Origin of the sequence: Candidatus Steffania adelgidicola (assembly GCF_020541225.1) — a bacterium.
GTDB classification, from domain to species: Bacteria; Pseudomonadota; Gammaproteobacteria; order Enterobacterales; family Enterobacteriaceae; genus Steffania; species Steffania adelgidicola.
Genome location: NZ_CP045889.1, coordinates 1,025,166 through 1,037,695, shown reverse-complemented (window position 1 = coordinate 1,037,695; position 12,530 = coordinate 1,025,166). Strand labels below are relative to the sequence as shown.

General features: G+C 35.5%; 5 protein-coding genes and 1 pseudogene. 4 read left to right on the top strand and 2 right to left on the bottom strand.

What is annotated here, in order from left to right; all coding sequences use genetic code 11:
- Positions 1 to 134 precede the first annotated feature (134 nt).
- Both corA and tusA read left to right on the top strand, forming a co-directional pair.
- Positions 135 to 1,085: a magnesium/cobalt transporter CorA gene (gene corA / locus GFK82_RS02905; protein ID WP_226810434.1), complete on the top strand. Its 951-nt coding sequence runs from the start codon at positions 135 to 137 to the stop codon at positions 1,083 to 1,085.
- Positions 1,086 to 5,431: 4,346 nt separating this feature from the next.
- Positions 5,432 to 5,689, top strand: a complete 258-nt coding sequence (gene tusA, locus GFK82_RS02900) for a sulfurtransferase TusA (RefSeq protein WP_226810432.1) — start codon at positions 5,432 to 5,434, stop codon at positions 5,687 to 5,689.
- A 27-nt stretch (positions 5,690 to 5,716) separates the two neighbouring features.
- Here the strand turns inward: tusA and GFK82_RS02895 are convergent, their stop codons facing one another.
- A complete protein-coding gene (locus GFK82_RS02895; protein ID WP_226811292.1) occupies positions 5,717 to 6,343 on the bottom strand; it encodes a lysoplasmalogenase in 627 nt (208 codons plus the stop codon).
- A gap of 393 nt (positions 6,344 to 6,736) precedes the next feature.
- On the opposite strand from GFK82_RS02895, the gene GFK82_RS02890 reads away from it, so the two are divergent.
- Positions 6,737 to 6,907, top strand: a complete 171-nt coding sequence (locus tag GFK82_RS02890; protein ID WP_226810430.1) for a hypothetical protein — start codon at positions 6,737 to 6,739, stop codon at positions 6,905 to 6,907.
- Positions 6,908 to 8,961: 2,054 nt separating this feature from the next.
- Here GFK82_RS02890 and rsmD read toward each other — a convergent pair.
- A complete protein-coding gene (rsmD, locus tag GFK82_RS02885; RefSeq protein ID WP_226810429.1) occupies positions 8,962 to 9,570 on the bottom strand; it encodes a 16S rRNA (guanine(966)-N(2))-methyltransferase RsmD in 609 nt (202 codons plus the stop codon).
- Positions 9,571 to 11,127: 1,557 nt separating this feature from the next.
- Between rsmD and ftsY the strand changes: the two are divergent.
- Positions 11,128 to 12,048: pseudogene (gene ftsY / locus GFK82_RS04110) on the top strand (signal recognition particle-docking protein FtsY); the annotation flags it as partial.
- Positions 12,049 to 12,530 lie beyond the last annotated feature (482 nt).

Here is a 12,530-nt window from a genome sequence, read left to right as displayed (position 1 = left end):
TCAGCGACCTACAGTTAGCGGCGCGCAGAGTCTGATCTTGAACGATCTGAAACTTAACGGTGATTATTGCTCACCCCGTCTTTCTACGATCTAGTGCGTTTCCCATTTAGTTACCGTAAAGGAAACGAGGGTTTATGCTTAAGGCATTTCAACTAGAAAACCATCAGTTATCGCGTCTTGACATCGATGAGCTGGGAACTTTACCTGAAGCAGTATGGGTGGATTTAATTGATCCTGCTGATGATGAACGTGAGCGGGTGCATCACGAGCTAGGGCAGAGCTTGGCGACACGTCTTGAGTTGGAGGATATTGAGGCATCGGCCCGATTTTTTGAAGATGAGGATGGGCTCCATATACATTCCTTCTTTTTTTACGCTGATGCGGAAGACCATGTTGGTAATGCTACCGTAGCATTTACCATCCGTGATGGTCGACTTTATACCTTGCGTGAGCGAGAACTACCAGCATTTCGCCTGTACCGAATGCGTACTCGAAGTCAGACGCTCATTGATGCTAATGCTTATGAATTGCTGCTGGATTTATTCGAGACAAAAATCGAGCAGTTAGCAGATGCTATTGAGAATATCTATAGTGATCTGGAGGCGTTAAGTTTGGTTATTATGGAGGGGCACCAAGGCGATGAGTATGACAATGCCCTTTCTACGCTTGCTGCGCTGGAGGATGTAGGCTGGAAGGTAAGGCTGTGTCTGATGGATAGCCAGCGAGCCTTGAATTTTCTTGTGCGAAAAGCTCGCCTTCCGGCAGGACAGCTAGAGCAGGCAAGAGAGATTCTACGTGATATCGAATCGCTACTCCCCCATAATGAATCTCTATTTCAGAAAGTAAACTTCCTGATGCAGGCGGCAATGGGATTTATTAATATTGAACAGAATCGTATTATCAAGATCTTCTCAGTGGTGTCTGTGGTTTTTTTGCCACCAACACTGGTGGCATCAAGTTACGGCATGAACTTCGAGTTCATGCCGGAGCTTAAATGGCCTTTTGGGTATCCCAGTGCGATCATATTAATGATCTTAGCTGGGCTAGCGCCGTATTTGTATTTTAAACGAAAAAATTGGCTATAGGTTTCCAAGTCGGAGATGTTTATTGCTGGATAATTTACGTGACTCTGGTGTTAAGGTTAAGTGTGTGTAATTTTTCTTACAAAAACACGATCGTGAAAAATTGATATCGCCTTTTTTTATTTTAGAGAAGCGAGAGACGAAGATATAAGAATTATTACTATCAGAACTTATAGGCACCTCTAGTTAGCGGTGTCTATTCCATCAAATATTTTGGTAATCCATCGTATTGGATTTGCAAAACAAAGATGATTTTTCGTGTCAGATAGGTATATAAATTTCAGTAAGCTCTATCGATTGCCTATAAATACTTATCCAGATGTAATAAGTGTGTATTTTAAATATAAAAATAGACTTAGACTTGTGTGTTTATGCTATTTTCTTCTTTAAAAAAAATTACCACTTCATTTATAGTGTTGCTATCCAGAAATCTGCCAGGATCACATTGTAGACTAATACAAAGCCACATTTCCATGCGTCTAGAGCTAAAGTTATTAATGATCATTTGTATATAATCTTTCAATCGTTGTGATTGGAGAGTAGAAATAAGGTTAGGATCTTTTAAAAAAAGTTTGTAGAGCTGGAATTAAGTGAGTGAAGAGCAGATATCTCTGCTCCTGAACAGCATTGTTTTTACTATTGGGGAGAGTAGAGATTCTTGCATCGTTGCGTTTTAGCTACTTAATATTGATGATACTACTGTAAGCTTAGAAGAAGGTGTCTATTTATAACGGATAGCTATTTTATGATTCCTATCATTTCAATTGCATCATGCTTAATTTAGTTTATGGTAAAAAGAAACATTGAGATGCATGATCTAAATATACCTAAAATAAGAATATGTTTGTCTTAATTTTCCTTTTCTTTACAAGGAAAATTCTATCATCTGTATACACTCTTATTAAGGTTCTGAGATGAATATTAATCGGTAAAACCCTGGGTTACCTAAGGAGTGACTGAAGTATCTAAAAGTATTTTATTAACAGTAACGGTATGATGATTAATGTAGACGATTTTTGATACGGTGCTGCAAGTATGTAGACGTCTTTTACTATAACTAATAGATTTTAAAAACTTTTTAAAAATAAGAATCAATATTCCTAGCTATCCACCAGGAAGAATGTGATTGCTAATAATAGCAGAGGGGTTTAGTAGATAAATCGTAGTTATCTTTTTTCAGTGTGTTTTAAACAGGTTATAATTGCGATAGAGGAAATTTTCCTCTGAAAATTTTGTTTTTAACAAACTATTATTAATATAAAGTATTTGTTAATCATGAGATATACTGTTCAGTATTAGACCTGAAGGTCACTAAAAATAGTTATATCTCTTAATTAGAGGCGTTCTTCTATGTTTAGTATATAAGATATCGCGCTAATTAAACGAATTGGCGATATGATTTAACATGTCTTTTTGAATTAGTTTTATCATACTGTATATGTATATGTATATGTATATGTATATAGTTAATAATGTTGCTTTAATAGATGTTATTATGACTACTGAGTAAAGCATGGATTTCTTATATTAAAGAATCTAAATTTGATTGTGTGTGAAGTATATCTAAACTGGAATGGGTGTTGTTTTTTACGTTTAAGTATGTGAATGTTGATATCGAAGCTAAAAATATTAGTGTTGTTTTTCACATTCTTTAATGCATGCTGAAATGGATGTACCCGGTATTTTTTATACGTCAATTACATTTATCCACTATACTCGTTGTTCACAGATTATGTCGTGAAAAGAGAATGCTTCTACATTAAGTTTTAGGTAAAGATTGTTAAATTTATATAGGTCTATAATATTGTATTTTCCTAGGTTAACAATCCGACTTGAAAATAAGTAACCGGTTATATCATTCTAATCTTTTTGCTGTAAATCAGAAGAAATGGGTAAAGCGATGTAGATAAGTAATGCTAGATGAAATATATCATCTGAATTATACGCAATACATATTGCAGTATATTACTGTCTTCCGCGTTTACACATAGTTTCCGTCTAATCGAGCAGAAAAGATAACGGAAAACTTCCTGACCACGAATAATCGATATTATACGAAGAGGGGGTCAAGCATACTCTGGTATTAAAGTATATATTATATCATTTCTAGACTAGTAATGGCTATTAAGCCACTGCCTTATATCCGTCAGGATTAATCCTTCTCTTTCACGTTTTTAATATATTAAGCTGTAATACTGGTATTAGCATACATAGTCGATACGTACTATCTATTGCTGGGCAGGATGGCTGTAAGCTATACAAAAAGATATAATTACTCTTTACTCTTCTTACCCGCATCGTGACAGTTAACTCATACTTCACTTGGCTTATGCCAGTAAAAATCAGGCCTATAGCTTGTGGCATAATGATCTGGGGACATCAGAGTGCACATATTATTGATTAAACATAGTAAAATAATTCAAGAGAAAATTCTTATAGACCAGGTAGTTCAGCTGGTGAGCTCTGGGAACAGAGCGTGATGAGGGATACATTTCTTAGTATGAGATGCTAGGCTAATTTTCTAGGTCCCTTCAGTTTATTTACCCAATTTTTACTAGAATAGGATAAATGGATGGCGAGGATATATTATTAAGATAAGAGAAATATCTATATCTTTGTATACTAGGGAAGAGTAGTGAATAGGATTCAGAAGAACTTTCGTCAAGTATAAATTAAAACCTCTATTGCTCTTAGCCGTGCCATGTGTCTGGGATACTGCTGTAGTATAGACGATTTTAGCGTGTGTCTTCATTACGACGTAGGGTTATCGTGGTATGTGCGTCTATAGCACGTTGAGATGGAATTTTATTCCAATAGTTTCCTGGATCATAAGTGATGGTAATTCTTATAGTCCAAGATACTCTAGTCTTAAATGGAGCTGGTGCAGGATGGTGGCCACTAATATTAGCGAACGCAATCCCTAAAATCGAGTTTTACGAGTTGGGTAAGCCAATGTTCCTATGTAGATCGTAAAATTTTAGATTTGAAAGATTTCTTTCTCGCCGAATAGTGCCGATGTCCATCACCTCCCTCTCGCTCCTGAGCAGTAGAGATCTAAGGTGGGGTAATGGTTCTGGCGAAGAGGGGTGCTATGCCTGAGAGAGAACTTAAAGGGAGGTGCTCTAGATTGGTGGAGAAATTACTGTAATTTTTTGGATTGAATAAAGGGGAATATTGGCATGATACTCTTAAATTCCTATGTTAAGTGAATTTAAAAAATAATTCCACCCAAATTATTTTCTGGAACTTTATTGAGAATGATATTATGTTGGAGTCTAGAGATGCTATTTATACCGTGATATGCGGAGGGTTTTGTTGAAATTTATTGAGTACTTAACTGCGTGGAAAAGTAACAGGGGATTTTTCTAAGTTGTGATTTTAAAGGATTGACTTACATAGTAATTACTAATTGCATCTTTTCTATTGGTTTGAATACGTGCATAATAAAAATTATGATTTTTAATCAATTTAGATAGCTAAGAGGGGTAGGAAGAGGACAGGAGGAAAAAACAGATTAAAGACATAACAAGAGTATCTGTTACTATATAAATAGTTTTTTTTGATTTTTAAAATCTGAGTGGTTATATTAACTCTCCTTGCTTAGGTTGATTCATGGTAAAAAATTAATGCGAACGATATGTCTTAAAGACATTAACGTCATGCAAGAGGCGTGTTGTAGCCAGGTAACGATACATTCTAAAATCAATCATTTTAGGTAAGGAATAATCTTAGATTTACTTTAGGTAAATGTTGCTAGATTTAGAATGAATCATGGATTTTATAGGAGTATTTAACTCCAAGTGATTGTACAGTATTTAAAATTACTTTGCTAATCCATCTGCTAGTAATTTTTTCTAAAAAAGTGACAGTGAACAATCTTTATCTAGATAAAGATTGTTCACTGTTATATTGAGTTTTTTATTTTCCTTTAAAAATCAATTGTAGTGAATATATTAGAGTTTTTTGTTTAAGCTCAGGCAGCAACTTCCTATTTATATTTGTTAAAACTACAAAAGATCATGATAAGAAATAGATAAAATTTTTTAGGATGTCTACCCGTAATTCATCAACCGAAATATAAATTCGATTATCATTATTTCAACCTATGACCTATCTGAAAGGCAGGTGGTGATCAGGTATTACATTTGTTTATTAAAACATCTGAAAGAGCCAGATGGATTTTAGTAAAACATTGAGATTCTACTAATCTACTCTATAATTAACAGCGTCTTTAACCAGTATGCCTTCATAAAATATCATGGTACGCCGTGAAGGATTTATGGATATTTTGAATCTACATGCTTAATAATGAATTATGTTTTCGCATAAAAAGTAACAGGAAATTCGGCATGTTTGATATTCTTACCGCTGCAGATCAAACCTTAGATGTAAGTGGATTGCGCTGTCCGGATACTATCGTGAGGATACGTCAAGCTGTACGAAAGATGGTGGATGGCCAGACATTACTGATCATCACCGATGATCCGGCAACCACTCGTGATATTCCGGCTTTTTGCAGGTTCATGGAACATACTCTACTACTACAGATTACAGCCCACCCACCTTATCGCTATTTATTACGAAAAGGAGTAACGACGATGTCTTGACGTCTTTACTCCCTTCGCAATAGGGGATTACAGATAGAGCGAGCGCACTATAAGAAAATGTCCGGCGAAGTAGCACGCGGCAGTTATCCCCCGGGCAGCATTAAATGGATAGCGATAATGGTTAATCAACCATACCCCCGCGGCTGTTCCCAGCAACATGGTACCCAGAAGCAGTGAGATACTGTAGTCATCACCGAGGCGGATATATTCTTCGCCTGCGACCCATATCATCAACAGTGTAATACCAATATAGGTGACAATAGGCCAGCGTGATTTCTGAAGTCGAGGCCAAAGCATCATACTTATGGCGATGCCGACGATAAGAAGCGCGAGCGGAAGTGGCCAGTACGCTGATAGCGTAATATGCTTAGCAAAAGCAATGGTATACAGAAGATGAGAGAAAAAAAACGCGCTTATAGCGTGCAGTGTTCGTTTACTGGACACCATCAAAATCGTGTTTCCAATGAGTGTGGAAAGTAAGCCGAGGATAATCAGATACCCACTTGCAGTGAGGTTCGGTGCTTCCCAGGCTAGAGTTGGTAGCAATAGCAAAGTTATGGGTTGAAATAGCCATTTCTGCCAGACCGGCCCCCGGTAAGAAGCGTCCACATATAGCCATCCCGAGAAAACTACTGCCATAAAAGACCAAAGCATTGGCGTTCCTTTTAGTGCGTGGTGAATTGGTTGTGGCATTTTACTCCGTATGTTCGATGGTCTCTGGCACATGGAGAAATATTTTTTACTTTGGCGTGTTTACATGTCAAAGTGCTGTACTTAGCATGTTTCTAAGTATCATAATGCTATTATTAGTACCGCTTTTCTCTAGAGAATTTAAATCTATACAGGATAAAATATATAGTGAATCATGGACTGATTAGCAATATTTTTATGATAACAAGCTAATTTTATTTTTTCTGCTGCGTAATTGATTGCAGCCTTCACCTTAATAATATTCTTGCATACATGCCCAATGTTGTAAGCAAGTTATATAGTAGTATACTAATATCTTGGTTTGTTGGCCAATTGAGAGGTAGGCCTGATTGCTTCTTGCTAACTAAAAATGGATTCATTATAAGCTCAGCGGGGTTATGTTATCGACGCCGAGTTAGCTGTATTGCTGCTATTGTATTAACAATTTTTCTTGTTGATGGTCGTGACTTTCCTCTTGAAATCTTTAATTTCCTCTGCTACAAGAACGGGATATTTAATCTTCTGTAACAGCTCAGAATGCAAATGCAGTGCATGTAATAAGTAAATACAGAGATTTTTTGTTGAGGTAAAACATGATATTTAATTGACTTATTATTTTAAAATTTAATCCGCTTTAATGGAAGCGAGCTCTTATCGCATTCATTCTTTTTATAAATCATGGCAAGGATATACTGTTTTTGAAGGATTCTAGTATGTATAGACTATCACATTAAAGTGTATCCCACGTGAATAATTTTATGTACTAGCAGTACAGTGAAAAATAAACCTTAAATTATTTCTTTAAAAGCAGCTATGAAAGATAAAAATCGTTAAAACACACATGTAATCATAATTATGTTTTAAAAATCAATGATTGTGATTAAATATCGTCATTTCAAGATAACCAATCTCATTCTTTCTAAATTTTATAGCAATTATCAATTGTATGCTAAGATAGCATTATATTTCAGGTAGAATGATTTCAAAAGATTCATATTACGACTCCATAACTGTTATTAATTTATATTGTTTCTTTTCACTTAATCAGCTTAAAATTCAATAAAGATGTCAGTAAATAGTCTACTGGATATCAAACTAATCAATGTTGTTGATATTATTAATACATGGAGTTTAACTAGGACTGACAGGAGCATATTGCTCCGTTTCTCTATTAAAGAAGTAAGTGTGTTTTTTCCATTTTATTATCAAAAACAGATTATTTACAAAATGATGAAGAGTCATTTTTACGATATTCATTACATTTAACATACTATCATAGTACACAATATCTCCGGAGTGCTACTTTTTTAGATATGTAGTATATCTGAACTTAATAAAATATAAGAAAAAAAGATATAACTCTAGGAGTTAGGTACTCTATTCTCCGTCTCTATAAACAATAAAAATCAAATCATTTAACTATATTTTTCCTGTTCAACTATGGCAGTAAGTTTAAAAGAGTGTTTTATGTTACGCTTTCATACAAGCACTTCAACTCATATTTTCCTGTGCCAGGGTATTTTTAGGCTGTGTAAAACTTTCCATAAATTTGTTCTGATTATCTATATGCTACTATAGATATAGTAGAGGAACATATAGTAAAGATTATGTAAGAAAAATCATGTAGTTACTTTTATATCCATTTGTTTAAAGATAGATATATTACGATCGCGTTATATAAGTTACATCGATGATAAAGGTAGACGTATGAGATTTTATTGAGAACCTTCAAATAAGAGTGCACATCGAAAGCTGTATGAGAAGATGCATTGAGGGTGAAAGATTCATGCTGAGGTTGAAGTATTTAGTGCGGTATAATATAAATATTTTTATTCTATATCGGTATATGCAGAAATGTAATCTAAATAGAAATATAATAGCAGATGGATACATAGGTATTTTCTCTAGAACATTACCTAGGGGGGAGAAAAGCGCTTATGTAAAGAAGATGTCGTAGAGGAATGATTAACATTCTTAATGTTATCATATATTTTATATTAATGTATCCTGAAGTAACATACTTCAGGATACTTATGTAAGTAGGTAGGGGGGGTGTCAATTTTTTTTGAGGTGTGAGTATAATCTTGCAAGTTGTTCTAGTCTTTTTATTTAGACTAATCAGAATCACTGTATATGCCATGAATGAGACTGACGAAGGAGCATGTATATAAGAATTTGGATTTGAAAAGTGCTCTTGCTAATCTTCTAAGTGATTATTTCGTGGGATAAGTGGTTGGTAAAGCTCAGAGATTGTTTAGGGTGCATTACCCCGCTACCCAAGCGGTATAGAAAATCCTTTTTGATTTTGTGTCGTTTATGCTTAGTATTCATAGATAGTTAATGCTTGCGATGTCCGCCGTGTCTGCTGTAATATACCCAAAATCCATGCTTGAACATTCTTTTCAGCCTAGCTACGCTAGTAGCTGGAGTGTATCTTTTACTCATGTATAAGTCACAGTATGAACTATAATGGAATAAATGATAAGCTAATACCAACGAAATAGTTTATCGGTTTATATAATGGTGCAGTCAAGTTAAACAATAAAAATTCTCAGATTATCAACATTACTGGATACGCTAAATTAATTATTAGCAGCATATGACTTTTCGCTTATGCGGTGACGCATATAAAGTCTGTAGACTACTTGCCCGGCAATCTTTTCTCGATATAACTTCCAATAGATAGGAACATCGGGGGCGGGAAATGTTATTTCAGTTTCAATATAAATCCAGGCATGGTCCTTCAGACGCCGGTAGTGCTCTAGCGCTTCTATTGTATTAGCTACCATAGCCTGATAGAAGGGAGGATCGATAAAGACGATATCGAATGTGTCGCCTGGCTTTGCAAGCCAGGCCAGACTATCAGTGGTTATTATCTCAACCTGCTGAGCCTCTAATATTACTATATTTCGAAGAAGTAGATCGCTAATTGTCCTATTTTTTTCTAGTAGCGTTACACTGGCAGCACCGCGCGAACGTGCCTCCAGACCCAAAGCCCCGCTGCCAGCAAAGCAATCTAGGCAGAACGCATCTTTAATAACTGGTGCTAACCAGTTAAATAGTGTTTCACGTACGTGCTCCATGGTCGGTCGAAGACCGGGACTATTAAGCACTGATAGTTTACGACTGCGCCAGTGCCCTCCAATGATACGGATTTGACTAAGCAAAAGTGTAGGCTTAATATTTACCATAAATCGCTTGTTGACAGTTATCGTGGATTAGGAGAAAAATGCAATCAATCTCCAAGAAAGCAAATTTTCTAAAAATAGGAATCGAGGGGGATTGTAAGCTTCATTTCATCTTTCTTTAAGATCAAATTTTCTTAAATTACATGTTATTCTCTAGGGAGAATGATAGATTATTAGAGTCTAGCGTAGATGAACGTATGAAGTAAAATCTATTTTTTAAAAAAAAATATGGTAGTGATCCATGATATTTTGTCTTGTTTTAATGAAAGTAATACAGTTATATGTAAAGTGAATTAATATTGTATTCTTCACGTTATATTTATAAATAATTTTCAATATATTGTAGCTATATTTCTCTTGTGGATAAGTGCAGCCTAGGATATATCAGAGTATAATATATATGAATAAAACCGATTTTAGTGTGAGGTATTATCCTAAATGATATTCTAATTCATAAAATGTGTCCAAATAGTGTCGTGATACTATAAAACCTAATATAATGAAGTGTAACTTTCTATTAAAAACAGATGAGTAGATTATAAACTGTAATAAATAATTCTTATTGGCTATTTTATCCGCATTGGTGCTATACTTATAAAAAGTATTTGGCTTTTGTTTTTAGACCGATATAATCGTAGTTGCCATAGTAATTATTAACGTTTCCAAATTAATCAAGATGGTTTTATACAGCGTAGATATATTTATTTTGTAATTATCATCTTAACTTGAGTAAGATTATTCGGTAAGTAATAACGGTTCCTAACCGATAGGCCGCCCTAATAAAAATTAGGTGTTCACATCAAGTATCTGGTACATAAAATCATCTATGTAAAAAACATATCAGAAGATAATTCTATTATCTTACCATTTTCTATCATGATAGCTCTAAATCTAAATCTAAATCTAAATTTAAATCTAAATCTAAGTTTAAGTAAACTCTAATTTTTATCCATTGTCTGTTTTGAATGAGGATTGTAATAACAAATGGAAAAAGGGAAAAAAACTGCTTTATTTTCATGGCTAGGTTTAAATCGTCATAGCAATATAACGGATAGCAAACTAGAAACTCAACAAGAGACTGATGTCTTTGATAAGGCAGTTACCCTTACTAGCATGCAAGACACATTAGTAGATGTCTCAAGATCGTCGTTGCCACATGCAGAAGAGGAACTTCCTTTTTCTGTTATTCCACCATCTCTACCGTGTACAGCTGTAACTGAATCTAGCTTGCAGAACTACACCACCACGTGCTGCGAATCAGAAATAGTTACTCGTACCGAACCGGTACTAAAGAAGAAGACTAATACTGTCGGTTCGACCACGCTCATGAAAGAAGAGCCGAGTTATAGTTCCCGAATAGATGTTTTCCATAAAAAAACCTCTATTGACGATAAGAGTCTCTCTACCCGTTTCTCCAGCGCTACTGCGAGGTTGAGTGCGCCTCTTACAAATGAGACGCCTTCGAAAAATTTTCAGTCTGTTTCTGAAGAGCGAAAGATGGTGTCGGCCTTCAGCTCAAATGAAGGTATTGTTCCCCGCCTAACGGCAGGGGGGGTGAGGTTCTTTAGCCGATTAAAAAACAGTCTTGCAAAGACCCGAAATAATTTGGGATTTGGGTTCATTCAATTATTTCGTGGAAAGAGCATTGATAATGCTCTATTCGAGGCATTAGAAGAGAAACTGCTGATCGCCGATGTAGGAGTCGAAACTACTCGTAAAATCATTAACAACTTAATCGATCATGTTAATCGCCGATCTCTAAAAGATACTAAGGCGCTATATAGTCAATTACGAGAGGAGATGGGAGATATCCTCGCTAAAGTTGAGGAGCCATTAAAGGTGGGGGGTAAAACTCCATTTATTATTTTAATGATTGGCGTTAACGGTGTGGGGAAAACCACTACCATCAGTAAATTGGCACATCAGTATCAGATTGAAGGTAAAAAGGTTATGTTGGCAGCAGGGGATACTTTTCGTGCGGCGGCGAGAGAACAGCTTCAGGTCTGGGGTGATCGCAACTGTATCCCGGTAATAGGGCAACACACCGGCGCTGATTCCGCGTCGGTTATCTTTGACGCTATCCAATCGGCTAAAGCGCGTGCCATGGATGTGCTGATAGTGGATACCGCAGGTCGTTTTCAGAATAAATTACCCCTGATGAATGAGCTGAAAAAAATCGTTCGGGTGATAAAAAAGCTTGATCCTGAAGCCCCGCATGAGGTTATGTTAATCCTTGATGCCAATACCGGTCAGCATGCTATAAGTCAAGTTAATTTATTCAATGATGCGGTGAAACTAACTGGTATAGCGCTTAGTAAGCTAGACGGCACCGCTAAAGGTGGTGTCATTTTCGCTGTGGCTGACCGTTTTGGTATCCCGATTCGCTATATTGGTATCGGGGAACGAATTGAGGATTTGCGATCCTTTAAAGCTGACGATTTTATAGAGGCGCTTTTTGTCCATGAGGATTACAAGGGATAATTAGTTTTTAAATAAAAACTTAATATTTTATTTTAACTAAAAAAGATTTAATGGGTAACAGAATATCCTATTTTCTAGAGGTATTCTCTTAAATCGAGTATAACGAATCTGTGGAAAGAACTTTAAAGAAACTTATATATGGCGGATTTATCGAGAAGGAATCATATTCCCGTTAAATTATTAGTTTCATATTAAAATAACTTGCAGTTATATTCTTATGTTTTATAGGCTAATGTGGAATTTCACCCCCCTACATTTTTATGTAATACATGATGATACATCTGAATATTGATTCTTAATAGCAAGCGATTTATTAGAAATATCAATATGGTTTTTTAAAACACGTTATATACGATTATAAATCGATTTGACTATACCTTTCCTTTCTCTTTTGGATAGGACAAAAACTTCCCATACCCCCTCTTAAGGTAACCCGATGAAGACATGTCTTTCTGACTTATAGAAGTGCATTATGGGTTCAC

Excerpts from the sequence above, each read along its gene's own strand:
- corA (WP_226810434.1), top strand. The coding sequence starts at position 135 with ATGCTTAAGGCATTTCAACTAGAAAACCATCAGTTATCGCGTCTTGAC.
- tusA (WP_226810432.1), top strand. The coding sequence starts at position 5,432 with ATGTTTGATATTCTTACCGCTGCAGATCAAACCTTAGATGTAAGTGGA.
- GFK82_RS02895 (WP_226811292.1), bottom strand. The coding sequence starts at position 6,343 with ATGCTTTGGTCTTTTATGGCAGTAGTTTTCTCGGGATGGCTATATGTG.
- rsmD (WP_226810429.1), bottom strand. The coding sequence starts at position 9,570 with ATGGTAAATATTAAGCCTACACTTTTGCTTAGTCAAATCCGTATCATT.